General features: G+C 46.5%; 17 protein-coding genes. 10 read left to right on the top strand and 7 right to left on the bottom strand.

Annotation, left to right across the window (positions count from 1 at the left end):
- Positions 1-227 precede the first annotated feature (227 nt).
- Positions 228-1460, top strand: coding sequence for a hypothetical protein (locus QUB33_RS21200; RefSeq protein WP_333353784.1), 1233 nt, complete (start codon positions 228-230; stop codon positions 1458-1460).
- Positions 1461-1474: 14 nt separating this feature from the next.
- On the opposite strand, the gene QUB33_RS21195 is transcribed toward QUB33_RS21200, so the two are convergent.
- From QUB33_RS21195 to QUB33_RS21180, 4 genes are all read right to left on the bottom strand, one after another.
- Positions 1475-1774 carry a (2Fe-2S) ferredoxin domain-containing protein gene (locus tag QUB33_RS21195; protein WP_333353781.1) on the bottom strand — a complete coding sequence of 100 codons (300 nt, stop codon included), beginning with the start codon at positions 1772-1774 and terminating at the stop codon, positions 1475-1477.
- Between the two features lie 261 nt (positions 1775-2035).
- Positions 2036-3010 (bottom strand): cysteine synthase A, encoded by a 975-nt coding sequence (locus tag QUB33_RS21190; protein ID WP_333353778.1) that lies wholly within the window; start codon positions 3008-3010, stop codon positions 2036-2038.
- Between the two features lie 65 nt (positions 3011-3075).
- A complete protein-coding gene (locus tag QUB33_RS21185) occupies positions 3076-3657 on the bottom strand; it encodes a Uma2 family endonuclease (protein ID WP_333353791.1) in 582 nt (193 codons plus the stop codon).
- A gap of 195 nt (positions 3658-3852) precedes the next feature.
- A complete protein-coding gene (locus QUB33_RS21180) occupies positions 3853-4491 on the bottom strand; it encodes a peroxiredoxin (RefSeq protein WP_190661218.1) in 639 nt (212 codons plus the stop codon).
- Positions 4492-4651: 160 nt separating this feature from the next.
- Between QUB33_RS21180 and QUB33_RS21175 the strand changes: the two genes are divergently transcribed.
- From QUB33_RS21175 to QUB33_RS21155, 5 genes are all read left to right on the top strand, one after another.
- Positions 4652-4927 carry a hypothetical protein gene (locus QUB33_RS21175; RefSeq protein ID WP_333173128.1) on the top strand — a complete coding sequence of 92 codons (276 nt, stop codon included), beginning with the start codon at positions 4652-4654 and terminating at the stop codon, positions 4925-4927.
- Positions 4928-5088: 161 nt separating this feature from the next.
- Entirely contained in the window at positions 5089-5385 is a 297-nt protein-coding gene (locus QUB33_RS21170) for a cupin domain-containing protein (RefSeq protein ID WP_333353776.1), read from the top strand.
- A gap of 550 nt (positions 5386-5935) precedes the next feature.
- Positions 5936-6817, top strand: coding sequence for a ChaN family lipoprotein (locus QUB33_RS21165; protein WP_333353773.1), 882 nt, complete (start codon positions 5936-5938; stop codon positions 6815-6817).
- Between the two features lie 38 nt (positions 6818-6855).
- Positions 6856-7437, top strand: coding sequence for an NAD(P)H-dependent oxidoreductase (locus QUB33_RS21160; protein WP_333353769.1), 582 nt, complete (start codon positions 6856-6858; stop codon positions 7435-7437).
- A gap of 34 nt (positions 7438-7471) precedes the next feature.
- A complete protein-coding gene (locus QUB33_RS21155; RefSeq protein WP_333353766.1) occupies positions 7472-7642 on the top strand; it encodes a hypothetical protein in 171 nt (56 codons plus the stop codon).
- A gap of 221 nt (positions 7643-7863) precedes the next feature.
- Here the strand turns inward: QUB33_RS21155 and QUB33_RS21150 are convergent, their stop codons facing one another.
- The 3 genes from QUB33_RS21150 to QUB33_RS21140 all read right to left on the bottom strand — a co-directional run bounded on the left by QUB33_RS21150 (position 7864) and on the right by QUB33_RS21140 (position 10486).
- On the bottom strand, positions 7864-7998 hold the full coding sequence (locus QUB33_RS21150) for a hypothetical protein (protein ID WP_333353763.1): 135 nt from the start codon (positions 7996-7998) through the stop codon (positions 7864-7866).
- Between the two features lie 127 nt (positions 7999-8125).
- The gene (locus QUB33_RS21145) at positions 8126-8959 is read right to left on the bottom strand and encodes an inositol monophosphatase family protein (protein WP_333353760.1); all 834 of its coding nucleotides are present in this window, start codon (positions 8957-8959) and stop codon (positions 8126-8128) included.
- Between the two features lie 93 nt (positions 8960-9052).
- Positions 9053-10486 carry a BCD family MFS transporter gene (locus QUB33_RS21140; RefSeq protein WP_333353757.1) on the bottom strand — a complete coding sequence of 478 codons (1434 nt, stop codon included), beginning with the start codon at positions 10484-10486 and terminating at the stop codon, positions 9053-9055.
- Between the two features lie 142 nt (positions 10487-10628).
- Between QUB33_RS21140 and QUB33_RS21135 the strand changes: the two genes are divergently transcribed.
- The 4 genes from QUB33_RS21135 (at position 10629) to QUB33_RS21120 (ending at position 15680) form a co-directional block, all read left to right on the top strand.
- Positions 10629-11573: an aldo/keto reductase gene (locus tag QUB33_RS21135; protein ID WP_333353754.1), complete on the top strand. Its 945-nt coding sequence runs from the start codon at positions 10629-10631 to the stop codon at positions 11571-11573.
- Positions 11574-11686: 113 nt separating this feature from the next.
- On the top strand, positions 11687-12202 hold the full coding sequence (locus QUB33_RS21130) for an isoprenylcysteine carboxylmethyltransferase family protein (RefSeq protein ID WP_333353751.1): 516 nt from the start codon (positions 11687-11689) through the stop codon (positions 12200-12202).
- Between the two features lie 58 nt (positions 12203-12260).
- On the top strand, positions 12261-13697 hold the full coding sequence (locus QUB33_RS21125; protein WP_333353748.1) for a hypothetical protein: 1437 nt from the start codon (positions 12261-12263) through the stop codon (positions 13695-13697).
- A 396-nt stretch (positions 13698-14093) separates the two neighbouring features.
- Positions 14094-15680 carry a chloride channel protein gene (locus tag QUB33_RS21120; protein WP_333353745.1) on the top strand — a complete coding sequence of 529 codons (1587 nt, stop codon included), beginning with the start codon at positions 14094-14096 and terminating at the stop codon, positions 15678-15680.
- Positions 15681-15733 lie beyond the last annotated feature (53 nt).

Here is a 15733-nt window from a genome sequence, read left to right as displayed (position 1 = left end):
TTGTGTTTGTAAGGCAATGATCTATATATATATTGCCTTACAGATTTTTTTGAGTTCACTTTTTCAGTGCCATTGATATATAGTCCTGGACGCAGTTACTCTCTGAAGGCCGATTTCTTCATTAATTTTTCGTTGCCCAACCCAAAATTTTGCACAGCAACCCGGTTTGTTTGCGTAAATCCTAGTATAGTGATTTACTTATTCGTAACAAACTGCCAAATATTATCATGAACCTCACCTCCCTCGAACTCGCAAAAGACCGAGCGCGCATCTACAAAAACTACCTCCAAATGGAAATAGATGCCAAAGCTAACATCAACAAACTAGCTTTTTTAGACCGGGGAATTGAAAAATCCCCTTACCAACAAGAAATTAAAAACTATCCCGATTATCTCAAACAGAAACCCGACGGCTTAAAAGTAATTAGCTCTATTCCCGGCCCCAATAATCCCCTCAAACCTACCCCATTTCCCAGCCTGGGAGAACTACCTCAAATTAACTCTCAAGCTTTAAGTTTCCTCCACGCAGACATCAAAGAAGCCTGCGTTTGCATTGGTACTTTTGTAGAGGGCAAAATTCAGGCGCAGTGGCTGGGAAAAAACGCACTTACCAATGCTGAGCAGTGGAGTGCCACTAAAATTATCGCACTCCTTAATATCGTCAGTCAAATAAATAGCAAATATCCCGACTGCGACATTGACAACTGCGTTGTTAGAGATGGCAACGGGCAAAAACACGATTTTTACTTTTACGACGTAGCAAAAGACATGGTTAACTATGCCTCCACTATAGCAAGTTCAAACTCCTTAGCTGCGATGTTCAAACGCTTCGATACTCGCATAGGACTAGAGCAATGGCTGAAAAGCGCTACTGGCAATAACGAGCTAATTTTTCGCGGCGATTACGGCGAAATTCCTTATCTCAACAACCCAAAAATATTCGATCTCACCAAAAAACAAGTGCTTTTAAGTGCCGCAGTAAATAGCACCAAACAAAAAAATTCCGTATCTGCTTATGACTTGACCAGGCTAATTTCCATGTTAGGATGGCACTTCCACATCGAACAGCGATCGCGCATGAAAGCATCTCAGTGGAACAGCTTAGAAAGCATTGTCAGAGCAATGGGACATGACAGCGCTCGATATGTGGACGTAGCAATTAAAACTTTGGGGATGGATAGCCTCATCACTTCTCCAGTTATTATCTCAAAATTGGGTTACGGACTCAGCTCGATCAGGGGAACCCTAGAAACAGTTTATGTGGCTTTAGTGCGGTTTGTTGACGAGCGGCCGAAGGCGGCGGGAAAGCCGGCAAAACTCAGAACTTTAGCCATGACTTTGCGGGCAGAAAAACCTGTAGGCGGTTCCAGCAGTGTCGATCGCTTGGCGATCGAACTCGACGCCAGATTTTGCGCCGAAGTCACGGAAATTCTCCGCCGGTTGTTTGCCGAAGAATTTTAAAGGCGGGCGATCGACTAATTAGAAAGTCGGTGAAACTTGCGATAAAGCATCCTCTCCACCGGCTTTCCTCCCCGCAAATGTTGCTCAGTTATGGCCGCAACTTCTTCAGGGCAAACACCATTGTACCAAACCTCTTCTGGCAGCACCAACACCATCGGCCCGTTGCCGCACTGTCCCAAACAACTGCTAGCAACAACTTCAACTTCTGATGGCGACAATTTCTGAAAAGCTGCCAGTACCTTTGGTGAATTTTGCTTGCGACAAGTGCGGTTTTGGCAAACAAGAACTTGCCTAGAAGATTCTGTTATTTTCATGTTTTTTTACTTGACAATCTGCTACATCTCTGATATTTTTTTATCATGCGGGTAGGTGTGGCCATATATACTCGAATTTTAACTGGTTCCCAGGCAGAGCCGGAGAACAGATTTCCAGAGAAAGAGCCTTGCTTGCAGAGGAAAATTCGAGGCAGAGCCTGGTAATGAGTAGAGTTGGATAAAATTATTGTGGGGTGTCCCGCCCGCCCGAAAAATACAATTTAGATGCGGGACAGCTTAAGAATTCAGCGCACCCTAGGATTAATCTGGTGACAAGCCTTTGGAAGCCAACCATTGTCGATCGAACAAACGCGACTGATACCGAGCCCCGCCGTCGCAGAGTACCGTAACAATCGTATGTCCTGGCCCCATTTGCTTCGCCAAAGCCACGGCCGCCGCCACATTAATCCCCACAGAACCGCCCATAAACAGCCCTTCTTTCCTCAGCAGTTGGTAAATCACCCGGACAGCTTCAGTATCGTGAATTTGGATGGCGTCATCTACCGGGGCATTCTCCATATTTGCAGTGATGCGGGTGGTGCCAATTCCCTCCGTAATCGAACTACCTTCGGTCTTAATTTCCCCAGTTTTGAAATAACTGTAAAGCCCGCTGCCCATCGGGTCTGCCAAGACAATTCTCACAGCAGGATTTTTTTCTTTCAAAAACATTCCTACCCCAGCAAAAGTGCCGCCGGTACCGGTAGCTGTTACCCAAGCATCTATTTTCCCGTTTGTTTGTTCCCAAATTTCCGGGCCAGTAGTCTCGTAATGAGCTCGGCGATTGGCTAAATTGTCAAACTGATTTGCCCAGACTGCATTCTCCATTTCCGAAGCCAATCTTCCCGACAATTTGACATAATTATTCGGGTCTTTGTAAGGGACAGCGGGAACAGTCCGAACTTCAGCGCCCAAGGTTTTCAAAGCATCGATTTTTTCTTGAGATTGGTTATCGGGAATCACGATCAAACATTTGTAACCTTTAGCGTTGCAAATGTGGGCTAAACCGATGCCAGTATTGCCGGCAGTACCTTCAACAACAGTGCCGCCCGGTTTCAGCAAGCCTTTTTCTTCTGCATCTTTGATGATGTATAAAGCAGCCCTATCTTTAACGGAACCGCCGGGATTGAGAAACTCTGCTTTACCGAGAATTTCGCAGCCAGTTTCATCGCTGAAGCTATTTAAGCGAATTAGTGGTGTGTTGCCGATTGTGCCTACAAAGCCGTTTTTGATATCCATATTTTTTGCCTATTTGCATCCTATTATTAATTTTTACAATAAGTTGATATTTATTGCTACCAGTTCTACCAAATCTTGCTCATATTGAGTACAAATCCCGGCAAAACGGGGTCGCCGCTAACTGTAGCCGGATTCTCCAAACATTCCTCTGGCAAACCGGGACGGTAAATATAAACTCTGCGATTTTTGCGGTCAATTAACCAGCCTAACTGCACTCCCGGTTCTCTCATATATTCTTGCATTTTGTCTTGCAATGGCTTGAGATTGTCAGAAGCCGACCTGAGTTCTACTACAAAATCGGGGCAAATAGGTGCGAATTTATCTTGCTGTTCTTGAGATAAAGCATTCCACCGTTCCAGTTTAATCCACGAGGCATCTGGAGACTTGTCACCCATTGCAAGCTTAAATCCCGTACTGGAGTCAAAACAAATACCGGTTCCATCTTGCCCGGCCCAAATATACAACTCTCCAAAGACGCTACCGCTGCGATTTCCTGTTGTTCCACCAGTAGGAGGCATAATTAGCAATTCTCCCGATTTGTTGCGTTCAATGCGTAACTCACTATTGATTTGACAGAACTCGAAAAACTCGTCGTCTGTCATTTGCAATTTGGGCGGTATTCGCAACACAATTGTTGATGACAGCATTTTGCCTTTCCTCAAATCTAAAGTGTTTACACAAGATTGCACAATTTCTTTGTTTGTAGTGAGGACTTTAGCCATCAAAAATCCTTATTAAGGACTCAAGTCCTAACTACAAGCTGGTTTGACACGCGAATTCTAGAGGTAAGGTGTGCACTGCACACCTTACATAATTAGGTTCTGCGTCCAGAAATGTTAAACCTATTTATTCGGCTGAGGAGTCATCCGCAAATAAGGCTTAATCGGCGTATAACCTTTAGGAAATTTCTCTTCCAACTCTTTCGGGTCGGTAATCGAAGGTACGATGACGCAATCGTCGCCGTCTTTCCAATCAACCGGAGTCGCAACGCTGTATTTGTCGGTAAGTTGCAAGGAATCAATTACTCGCAAAATCTCATTAAAATTCCGACCAGTGCTCGCCGGATAAGTAATGCTCAAACGCAATTTCTTTTGCGGGTCAATCACAAAAACTGTGCGGATTGTTAAGTTATTCAGCGAGTTAGGATGGATCATATCGTAAATGTCGGAGACTTTACGATCGCCATCTGCTAAAATCGGATAATTGAGGGTGACGTTTTGAGTTTCCTCAATATCTTTAATCCAGCCCATGTGAGAATCCACATCATCGACGCTGAGGGCAATGGTTTTGACGCCCCGCTTTTCAAATTCAGACTTTAGACGGGCCACTGCACCGAGTTCTGTGGTGCAAACTGGAGTATAGTCTTTCGGGTGAGAAAACAACACGACCCAGCTATCCCCAGCCCAGTCGTAGAAATTGATTTCGCCTTCGGACGAAGCTTGGGTAAAGTTGGGAACTGTATCGCCTAATCGCAGAGTCATAACTGATTTCCTCTAATTTTATTTAAGGACTGTTCCTTATCATGCCATAATTGCCCGGTTTCTCGATCGAGCTGTAAAGGATTCTAAACTTTTTGCTCGATCGATCGGCAATTCCACTACTGTAATGTATGTGTGGCTTATACCGCTAAATTTTCTTGCTATGCTTTACTTTTTGCTCAAGGCAATACAGCCTATTTTAGTCCCGCTGTGTTTTGTGTCCGCCTGGGGTTTAGTTTTTTTGCTTTTTTTGAGTGTCGGGCGTGCTGTCACCGACTCCCTGCGTCGAGCTCAGCGGATGCACCAAATCCCTTGTGCTAACTGCGTATTTTTCACCGGCGACTACCACCTCAAGTGTCCCGTTCAGCCTACTATAGCTTTATCTGAAGATGCGATCGACTGTCCTGATTATCGAGGGCATTCGGGAATTTACGGTTAAAAAATCCGGCCGCCGCTTTACATATTTCTTAACATCTCTGGCTCTTTCAATTAAACTTAAGTTGTGGTAAAGAGATTTTAAGGAGTGCGGAAAGAATGCTAATTTAAAAGCTAAATGCCTGCGACGAGTTTATTGCTGGCTACGGTACTCAACTTCGAGAATTGCTGCATCCAGACAAACAAGCTGTGGATTTGCGTTACAGTTTAGCCCACGCCACTTTGCCACCGGGACAAACTTCTGCGCTGCACTCCCTGACTACTTCTGAAGTTTACTACATCCTCAGCGGCGTTGGAGAAATGCACATCGATGACGAAAATCAATTCGTGGAAGCCGGAGATGCAGTTTACATTCCCCCAAACGCCAAGCAGTTTATTTACAACTGTGGCACGGAGCCCCTAATATTTATTTGTATCGTCGATCCCGCGTGGCGGAAGGAAGACGAGACAATTTTCCAGTAATTTTCTAGTTTTTCTCCTTTTATGCTCGTTACCCGGCTCTGCCCGGTAACGCATATCTAGAGGCTCTGCCTCTACTGAAAAAAAACATCACAAACCGAAAATTTCTTTTAACAACAACAGCACCCAGCCATATTTACCGAGTGATTTCCTCTTTTTTCAACTTCGATGTGGAGTTGCAATAATCCTCGGATTCAGTTGCATTGCTCCCCTCTAATTAGTTGAGGAAGTATCAGCTTTGTTGGTGGGTGCTGCTATTGTTTTTTGATGAGACAGATGTGAGATTAAACAGCGTTTTTACTCCTTAGATTCTATTGTGAACTTCGCTGTGGTATCTAGAGGTTGTATCTGTCAGAGAAGCTTTTTGTTCGCTTCATATTATTAATTTAGCACCTTCTTTTAGAAGCGCAAGTACCTGCAACTAAACTTTACATTTTTAGAAGTAACTGCGGATAATTATGAAGTTAAATTAAGCATTGAGCTTTCTAGCTGCTCAGCTAAAATAGTAGAGTTCGGCTGTGCTTGCTGCTGCGAGAAACGGCATAATATCTGTATGAAAACAACCAAACTCATCAAACTGTGCGCCTTATCGCTCGGTCTCTTCCTGCTGTGCAGCAGTGCAGTAACAGCGCAAACGACGGCGAACCCTCAACCTGGGCAAACTTACACTAACCAAGAGATTATGCAACAGTTGGTGAAGGCAAAAGTCGTGTATCTGGGTGAAACCCACGATAGCGCGGAAGATCACCAAGCTCAACTGGCGATTATCCGAGAAATGCAGCAGCAAAATCGGAAAATTGCGATCGCGATGGAAATGTTTCAGCGTCCCTTTCAAAGCGCGATCGACAACTACTTAGCAGGTAAACTGACTGAAGAGCAATTAGTCGAGCAAACAGAGTACGATCGCAGATGGCGTTTTCCCTGGGAATCTTACGCCCCCATTTTGCGGTTTGCCAAAGAAAATCAACTACCTGTCCTCGCCTTAAATACACCATCCGAAGTAACGAGAAAAGTTGCCAGTCAAGGTTTAGAAAGCCTCACAGCCGAGGAAAAAAAGCACATTCCCCCAATATCCGAAATTCGCACCGACAACGCCGAATATCGGCAACTGCTGCTAGAAGTTTACCAGCAACACCAAAAGGCAGCACAGGGAAATAGTACGGCTTTTGAAAGATTCTTGCAAGCCCAAGTTTTGTGGGACGAAACTATGGCGGAAAAAATAGCTGAATTCGTCAAAGCAAACCCCGACTATCAAGTTGTGGTGTTGGCGGGGAAAGGACACATTATTTACGGTTACGGCATTCCCAGTCGCGTCGAGAGGCGTTTGGGAGTCGGGAATGTAAAAATGCGATCGGTTTTACTCAATTCCAGTGACAATCCTGTTTTGTCGGCAGATAAACCCATTGCTGACTTTGTTTGGAATCACTCGAAATAGTACAATTACACGCGGAAACAATAAGCAGGAAAAAATCAATGACAAACAGACCAAAAATACTTGCATTTGCCGGAAGTACCCGCGAAGCATCCTATAACAAACTGCTGGTAAAAGTTGCGGCGGCTGGGGCTACGGCGGCGGGTGCAGAAGTTACATATTTAGATTTGCGCGATTTACCCATGCCGCTATTTGACGAAGATTTAGAAGCCAAAGAGGGAATGCCAGAAAATGCTCGGCAATTGAAGGAATTGATGGTAGCGCATGACGGGTTTTTGATAGCTTCCCCTGAGTATAACAGTTCAATTACGCCTGTGTTGAAAAATGCGATCGATTGGGTATCGCGCCCAGCACCGGGTGAACCGGGATTGGTGGCATTTACTGGCAAAGTAGCGGTAATTATGAGTGCTTCCCCAGGCGGAATCGGCGGTTTGCGGGGATTGGTTCATTTGCGATCTATCCTGGGAAATATTAACGTATTGGTACTCCCCGATCAGAAAGCAATTCCCCAAGCTTTTGAAGCATTTAATGCTGACGGTACGATGAAAGATCCCAAACAGCAGGACTCTGTTGAAAATCTCGGTGCTAAGTTGTCTAATGTGCTGTCGAAATTAATCGCCTGAAGCAATAAACTCATTTTGCAGTTGGGACACAGCAATGTTGTGTCCCAATCCCAGCATCTGTTATTTGGCTGGCTGCATCAAGTGCGATCGTGTCGCCCAATTGCTACGATCGGACTCGATTGACTGTTATTCTCACCCCCAAATTAACATGACATTCACCGGATATCCCGACTCAGCACCTGCTAAAACGAGTAGTCGCGCTTGAGAATTGCACTTAGAAAATCATCCGTCTGGTGAATCCCTGAAATTGTGGTATCGAGATTAGTTCGATCGCCAACCGCAGACTTTTCCGAGTTGCTTCCAAAGTTTATCCTTGTATCTTCCCACAGGCTAACTCTTCGACCTAGCCATACCACTCATCTACTTTTTCCAACACCGCAGTAAATCTATTTTCCCTTGTGCCTCTACTTGAAAACGGGTATAATTTTATTTCTCAGATATAATAGCGAGTTCAAGAATTACCACAAATTGTACCAGCACCGCATCACCCGATCGACGTAAAACAAAACCACCCGATCGCAGATTGGCAGAAATAGACGAGAGTAGGCATACTTGAACCATCGGTCATCGGTCGGTATATTTCTTCCAAACAGCACGGCAGGCGTGGGAGACTCCTCCGTCACGCCTGCCCTGCAGTTTTATTTAATAATTGTTCGATTTCCTACGGCATAGCTTCGCTTCACACAAATCACCCCATTTTTTTCTTCTTCCAAGCCTCCACAAACGGCAAAAACACCGACACCAACTCCTGCCGATTCATCACCAAAGTTGGATAAGAAATCCTACCGTAATTCTTCCCCACTTCCAGTGGAAAAATACCCTGGGATTCCAGCGGCAACCAAACCGCACCAGCAGCCTTCACAATTACCCAACTCCCCGCAATATCCCAAATTTTCGGAGTCGCTTCCACCCCTCCCATAGCCACACCCGAAGCCACAGTCAAAAAATTGTAACTAGCCATGCCCAACATCCGAACTTTACTCGGAAGATGAGGCCCGATTCCCACACTCCGCGAACACAAATTAAAAAAATGATTGCCGCTCATTTTATCAGCAGTCGGCCGAATGTGCTGCCCGTTTAAAAACGCACCTTGAGGCATATTGTCAAACACGCCGCCCGCAAAATCAGGGGCCCAAAAACCGTGAAAAGACTGATTAATTGGCGGCAAATGCACGTAGCCAAAAACCGGAGTTCCGCGATACAACAAACCCAAAGAAATACCCCAAATCGGAATTCCCCTAGCAAAATTAGTTGTAGCATCCAAAGGATCAACAACCCAACACCATTCAGTATCGGGGAAAACCTGTTCGCCTTCCTCACTTAAAATCCCGTGAGTGGGAAAAGCAGATGCGATCGCACTTCTAATCTCCGCATCCGCCCAATTATCGGATTTCGTAACCAAACTGCCGTCATCCTTCTCATCCGCTTGCACGGAACCGAAATCTTGCAACAACTTCTGTCCGACTTTCTCGACAGTAACCCGTCGTGCAAAACTTAAAATAGAATCCCAAAAATTAGTCATTAGTTATTGGTTATTAGTTATTGGTTATTGAGTAGTGGAACTAACAACTGCCACAGGCCAACTGACAACTGACACCGACCAACTGACAAAACATCAGTCTAATTCATTTTCAAGAATAGTGGCGATCGCACTTTTAGCATTATCCTGAAACTCCCCAACATCGACCCTACCCAACAACCAAACAGCCAGAATCATACCCACCGCCGGCACAGCAAACACCAATCCATAAGCCAACATCGGCACCCCAAACAAACTTCTGCCCAAATCCAAAATAGCACCGCCGCTAACCGTCGCCACACCACGCGCCATCGCCTGCGACAAACCCCAAGCGCCAATAAAAGTGCCAGCAGTTTCTGCAGCAGTCAAATCCAACATCAAACTCAGCGCACCAGTCGTCGTAATTCCCGAAGCTAAACCAAACAACATTAAAGCCGACTTAAACACAATTGGATTTCCTGTAAATCCAGATAAAATAATTAAACCAAAACAAGCAGCCACCGACAAACAGCCCAACCTAATCGTATTTTGCTTGCCAATTCGCGGCACAATTAAAAAACCAGTAGCGCTCAAACCGATCAGAGTACCAGTACCGTAAATAGCATTTAAGCGAGTAGTTTCCGAAATCTCCATCTTAAAAATTTCCCCGCCGTAAGGTTCCAAAACCGCATCCTGCATAAACAAGCAAATTGTCATAATCAGCAGGAAAGTAAAAAACAAACCGGTTTGGCGGCTAGCAGTCAAAATCCGCAGCGCACTTCCCAGAGTAATTTTATCTTCTCGATTCACTGCCGACGATCGCACTTTGTACCGCGAATACTTTTTCTCAACCCCAAAAGTCGCAATCCCCACCAAAAATAAAACAAGCGCCGGCACTTTCACAAACAAACCGTTAATCGAAGCCTGCAATACTTCCCGCGACACATCCCCATCAATTTGCTTCAGCAAACCGCTGCTAATAATCGCCCCGATAATAATACCAACCATCAGCATCGACCACACCACACCCACCAACTTTGAGCGATCCTCCTCATCCGAAACATCCACCAACAAAGCAGCAAAAGGAGTCGAGCTCGAACAAATAGCAATACCGTAAAGCCCAAAAATCAAACCCAACAAACCCACCCAACCGTAAGTAGGAGTAGTCCACCCCACAGCCTCCAAACTGCCGCCCAAGCGCCACATCACCTGTACCGCCAAAAAAGCAGAAATCACAAACAAAACGCTTCCTACCCACACATAACCCGTGCGGTGATGGCCAAACAAAGGCTTAGCATCAGACATTTGCCCAAACCACACCCTAGCCGGGGCGACAAACTGGTGCATCGCCAGCGTACCCGCCACCACAGTAGCCGGAATCGCCAACTCCTTAATCATGACGCGATTGAGCACCCCCAGCGTCAAAATCGACATCATGCCCAATCCCATCTGAAACAAACCCAACCGGAACATAGTCAGGAGGGAAACTCTCTTGAGAGCAGCAGTCGCGGAATCTGTTAATCTTGAATCTGGCAAACGGTCGATCGACATAGCTATTCAAATAAACACAGCATTTGAATTTATAGTAACTGACATACTCGCCACCAGCCGCGTTTCCTCCCCCGGCTAGAAGATCGATCGCGACTATTTATAGAAAAATAATAGACAATAAAGAATTGTGGATTTACCAACCGTGACAACCATTACCCTAGGACAAAATGGCCCAGCCGTCATTCCCCTGTGCGTCGGAACTTGGGCTTGGGGCGACAAACTATTTTGGAACTACGGCAGCAACTACGGCGCCGCCGAAGTCGAAGCAGCATTCAAAACATCCCTAGACAGCGGAGTCAACTTTTTCGACACAGCCGAAGTCTACGGTAACGGCTTGTCAGAAGAATTACTGGGGCAGTTTCTCAAAAAAACCACCCAACCCGTGCAAATAGCCACCAAATTCGGCCCCGTACCTTGGCGGATTACAGGAAAATCAGTTTCCGACGCTTTGAGTGCCAGCTTAAAACGCTTGCAAGTAGAACAAATAGCCCTCTACCAAGTGCACTGGCCCTTCACTTTTTTATTGAGTCAAGAAACCCTGATGAACGCCTTAGCGGATGAAGTAAAACAAGGCAGAATTCAAGCAGTAGGAGTCAGCAACTATTCAGTAGAACAGATGCGGCAAGCCCACAAAATACTAGCAGCAAAAGGCGTTCCCCTAGCAACAAATCAAGTCCGTTACTCCTTGCTGTCGCGGCAAGTAGAAAAACAAGGAATTGTGAGTGCAGCCCGCGAATTGGGAGTCACAATTTTAGCTTACAGCCCCTTAGCCCAAGGATTGCTTACCGACAAATACACAGCCCAAGAACAACCTACAGGAGCCCGCAAAATGGACTCCCGCTTCAGCAAAAGCGGCCTGGAAAAAATTGAATTAGTCATGTCTACCCTGCGGAAAATGGGCAGAAAGCGCGATCGCACCCCCGCCCAAGTAGCCCTCAACTGGTTGATATGCCAAAACGGAGTCATCCCCATTCCCGGCGCCAAAACCGCCAAACAAGCCCAAGAAAATGCAGGGGCATTAGGCTGGAATTTGAGCGAAGATGAAGTTAACCAACTAGAATTAATGACTCGTCCCTGGCGAGAATAAATTTGTTAATTGTTGACTGTTGACTGTTGACTGTTCGCTGTTCACCGTAGGTTGGGTTTTACTTCACTCTACCCAACCTACAGTTCACTTTCTTCTCCCTTCTTCCTTCTATTATGAAAATTTTAACTGACTGGGGCTTCACGCGCGAAGGCTGGCGCAATAACAGCCGCGGCGAATATTTAGTTTTGCTTCAAGGAGGATTGCTCACAGGATTTGTAATCTTACCAGTTTATCAACTGCCAGGATTAAAAATTCAATCAACCCACTTACTTTATATTATCTGGTTTATGGCCAGTATTCTAGGCTTAACCGGATTAATTTTCATCATCAAAGGATTGATAGACTTAGGAAAAAACCTCACACCTTTACCATATCCCAGAGAAGACGGAGAATTAGTCCAAACAGGCATTTACGGAATAGTGCGGCATCCATTATACAGCGGCTTAATTTTAGCAGCCCTCGGCTGGACACTTTTTCAAATGAGCATATCCCACTTAATAGCCAGCGCACTATTAATAATATTTTTCGACATCAAAGCCAATCGCGAAGAAGCCTGGTTAACAAAAAAATATCCAGCCTATTCAGAATACAGCCAGCGAGTCAAAAAACTAATTCCCGGAATCTATTAACACATCCCCTCTGCATCTCGTTAATCCGCGTTAATCTGCTTCAATCTGCGGCTAAAAAATGAAATATAACAAAAAAATACAAATTCTACTGCTAGCATTAACACTATTTTTATGCTTATCACAGCAATTAACAGCGTGCAGCTTTCTCAAAAAACCCTTTCAACTTCCCGCCTCAGCCAAACAAGAACCCTGGCCCATTCAAACAGGCATCCGAGCAGCCATCGTTCGCGACAATATACCAACAGTCAACCGCGTAATTTTAGTACCCGACGAAGCCACATTCTTAGCAGCCATCCAAAAATGGAATCTCAAAGGAAACTGGCCTATTCTCATTGAAGACAAAAAATATGCGCCCATGTTTTTGCAGCGCTTTAAACCCGAAGAAATAGTGCGTTTGCCAAGCATCAAACAGCAACTGCCAAAAAATCAAAAACTCCAACAATTAATGCTGAACGCCTCAGCAGCAGCTTGGAAGGCCACCGATACTCAAACCTTAAAAGCACAATGGAAGCAACTCGGCTGGGAGCCCCCAGGAGTAGTAATCACATCAGAAAACGACCCCGCACGCTCAGCAGCAGTTGCCTTAGCAGCCGCTCACGGCCAACCTTTAGTATTTCTAGAAGGCAACTTCGGAAAACCAAACGATACCCTCAATAACACACAGTGGAAAACTCTGCAAACAGCAATTAAAAAAGCTGTCGAATCAACCGGATATTTTTACTCTCAACTCGCCGACCCGATCGACACAATAACTATTGTACGCCAACTAGCAGTCAAATATCAATCTCCTGAAAAACCAGACGAACAACTAGCCGTTACCGACGGTTTGGGACGGCACCCGAACGGCGAACGCTGGGCGGCTGTCGGCTGGATTTACGGTTCCGAGGTACGATCGATCTATCAAGCCATGTGTGCCATATTTCTCGATACCGAAACCGCCATGCTTTATGACAGTTACCCCAAGGAAGGAAATTGGGCGAAATATGAAATGGAGGTCGCCGCTAGCGGACTAAAAACCATAGGTTTGAATGTCGAAGTAGTGCAGAAACCAGAATCTAGTCTGGAAAAGTGGCGGAGTTTAGCCTCAAAACCGTGGACATTTGACTTAATATTAATGAATTCCAAAGGCTATCCCAAATCATTCCAAGTCGGCAACGGCGACGCTTCAGTTGAGGACATACCAAAACTCCTATTTCCCGCAGCAATCCACATGATCCACAGTTGGTCAGCAGCCGCCCCAGATGACAACAACACGGTTGCCGGAAGGTGGCTAGAAAATGGTGCTTACGCATATATTGGCAGCGTCAACGAACCTTTTTTATCTGCCTTTATTCCACCTAAATTAATGGTCGATCGCCTGAAGCGAGGCTCACCCTTTTTAATCGCAGCACGCCAGCTAGAATCCCCTCCCTGGAAAGTCGCCACCATCGGCGATCCGCTAATGTCGATCGCTAAACCCAGACCAAGAATTCCGCCCACTCAACAACCCATGTGATAGTAGGCGCGAGCGAGGGATTTAAAATTGGAGATTTGAGATTTGTGGTTGTAAGGTAAAATCTCAAATCGCCACTTCTTTAATTTGAAAGTTGTTTTTTACTGAGTTATATGATATTGGTAGTTCACTGATGCGATCGGCCTAACCACCCACAGGGTAAATATAGTTGATTAGCATTATCGCCAGAGTATATCTAAGTTTGAATGTAACTTAGCATACAATCACGCCAAATCCGCCGCTCCTCAGAATCAGTCATTCCACCCCAGTGGTCAGCCCAAAAAATTTCCCTAAAATAGGCCTTAATTAAGTTGTCAATTCCCGTAAAATAACTCAAAATGAAAATAAGAAATAAATTGTAATAATTATATAACTCCTCACGGAAGAATTAACCGCTAAATGAGAGCCACCCATCCTGTGGATCTGCCGCCACCCGGGCCAACCGCAGCAACTCCCCAAGCCTCCCGCCTAAGCCCGCTATTCAATCGCCTGCACCCGAGCCCAGAAACCCTCTTGCTCATCCTCTCCCTAGTCATCGGGGGAGTTACGGGCGCAGGCGTCGTCACGTTTCACTACCTCATCCACTTCATCCACAGCCTGATGCTGGAAGACTTCATGGGGGCGATCGCGTCGAAAGGCTCTTGGACGCTAGCCTGCATTCCCACCTTCGGCGGAGTCATCATCGGGCTGATGCGCTGGCGGTTTCGGGACTTTGGCCCGAATATGTCTTCCTTAATTGCAGCCACCCGCGGCCTGCAAGAACTCTCCCCCCTTAAACCCATCACCAAAATGGTGGCAGCCTCAGTTTCCCTCGGCACCGGCGCCTCCCTCGGCCCGGAAGCCCCCAGCGTCGAAATCGGCGCCAACTTCGGAATGCTGCTGGCTCAAGTCTTACAGCTCTCCCCTGAACGGCAGCGCTTGCTCCTGGGCGCCGGAGCTGCTGCGGGTTTATCTGCCGGGTTTAACTCTCCCATTGCCGGAGTGTTCTTTGCTTTAGAAGTCGTGCTCGGCAGCACCTTCGCCACTTCCTCAGTCAGCGTTGTCTTGCTCTCCGCCGTAGTTTCGGCGCTCATCGCTCAAATCTGCTTGGGAGCTCAGCCGGCTTTTGCGTTGCCGGTTTACGATGTCCGCAGCCCCCTAGAACTACCTTTGTACATGGGATTGGGACTTTTGGCGAGCGGAGTGTCTCTAGTCTACACAGAAGCAATTCAATTGGCCGATCGCTGTTTTCAAGGAAAACTCCGAGGATTTGCTTGGCTCGGACGAGTGCCCCGGCCGCTTCACCCGATCGTCGGCGGGGCCTGCGTCGGCTTAGTCGCCCTGCAATTGCCTCAAATTTTGGGTGTCGGCTACGAAACAGTCCAAGCAATGCTCCAAGATGTTAAATTTTCCTTGCCTTTGCTGCTGCTGCTGCTGTTTGTCAAACTGGCGATGACAGCAATCAGCCTCGGCAGCGGTTTAGTGGGCGGCATCTTCGCTCCGGCGATGTTTTTGGGAGCTTCCCTGGGTTCGGCTTACGGGCTCTTCTTGGAAATGCTGCCGGCAATGAGCGATCGAGTCGCCGGCCCTCCCGCCTACGCCATGGTGGGAATGGCCGCCGTCCTCGCCGGCAGCGCCAGAGCGCCGCTGACAGCCATCCTGTTGATGTTTGAATTAACCCGCGATTACCGGATTGTCTTGCCTTTGATGGCAGCAGTCGGATTGAGCGTTTGGCTGGTGGAGTGGGTAAACCGCCGATCGACAGCCCACAGCCTCAACCTTCAGCAAATGGGCGTAGACGTGGCTCTCAATACACCGATCAAAGCCAGAGAACAGTTGCAGGATTGGGAAGACGCTCTGGGCGATCGCATCGTCACAGAACTGATTTCTTGCCCACTTCCCACCGACGGCGAACACAGTATCGATCGACCAGAACCCACCGACGCTCCAGTGCTAGCCCTAGTCAATTCACATTCCTCCGAAAAAGTCAACCCCAATAAAGAATAAAAAACCGCGTGACAGCAGAAATAGCCAAAGAACGGGAGAATTTAGAATTCTTC

The sequence above is a fragment of the Microcoleus sp. B3-A4 genome (assembly GCF_036705385.1).
Taxonomy (GTDB): Bacteria; Cyanobacteriota; Cyanobacteriia; order Cyanobacteriales; family Microcoleaceae; genus Microcoleus.
This window is presented reverse-complemented; position numbering and strand designations above follow the sequence as displayed.

Bases quoted from the DNA above. Each gene is read 5' to 3' on its own strand.
- QUB33_RS21140 (WP_333353757.1), bottom strand. From the start codon at position 10,486: ATGTCGATCGACCGTTTGCCAGATTCAAGATTAACAGATTCCGCGACT.
- QUB33_RS21160 (WP_333353769.1), top strand. From the start codon at position 6,856: ATGACAAACAGACCAAAAATACTTGCATTTGCCGGAAGTACCCGCGAA.
- QUB33_RS21180 (WP_190661218.1), bottom strand. From the start codon at position 4,491: ATGACTCTGCGATTAGGCGATACAGTTCCCAACTTTACCCAAGCTTCG.
- QUB33_RS21175 (WP_333173128.1), top strand. From the start codon at position 4,652: ATGCTTTACTTTTTGCTCAAGGCAATACAGCCTATTTTAGTCCCGCTG.
- QUB33_RS21200 (WP_333353784.1), top strand. From the start codon at position 228: ATGAACCTCACCTCCCTCGAACTCGCAAAAGACCGAGCGCGCATCTAC.
- QUB33_RS21195 (WP_333353781.1), bottom strand. From the start codon at position 1,774: ATGAAAATAACAGAATCTTCTAGGCAAGTTCTTGTTTGCCAAAACCGC.
- QUB33_RS21145 (WP_333353760.1), bottom strand. From the start codon at position 8,959: ATGACTAATTTTTGGGATTCTATTTTAAGTTTTGCACGACGGGTTACT.
- QUB33_RS21150 (WP_333353763.1), bottom strand. From the start codon at position 7,998: ATGGTTCAAGTATGCCTACTCTCGTCTATTTCTGCCAATCTGCGATCG.
- QUB33_RS21190 (WP_333353778.1), bottom strand. From the start codon at position 3,010: ATGGATATCAAAAACGGCTTTGTAGGCACAATCGGCAACACACCACTA.
- QUB33_RS21155 (WP_333353766.1), top strand. From the start codon at position 7,472: ATGTTGTGTCCCAATCCCAGCATCTGTTATTTGGCTGGCTGCATCAAG.
- QUB33_RS21130 (WP_333353751.1), top strand. From the start codon at position 11,687: ATGAAAATTTTAACTGACTGGGGCTTCACGCGCGAAGGCTGGCGCAAT.
- QUB33_RS21185 (WP_333353791.1), bottom strand. From the start codon at position 3,657: ATGCTGTCATCAACAATTGTGTTGCGAATACCGCCCAAATTGCAAATG.
- QUB33_RS21125 (WP_333353748.1), top strand. From the start codon at position 12,261: ATGAAATATAACAAAAAAATACAAATTCTACTGCTAGCATTAACACTA.
- QUB33_RS21120 (WP_333353745.1), top strand. From the start codon at position 14,094: ATGAGAGCCACCCATCCTGTGGATCTGCCGCCACCCGGGCCAACCGCA.
- QUB33_RS21165 (WP_333353773.1), top strand. From the start codon at position 5,936: ATGAAAACAACCAAACTCATCAAACTGTGCGCCTTATCGCTCGGTCTC.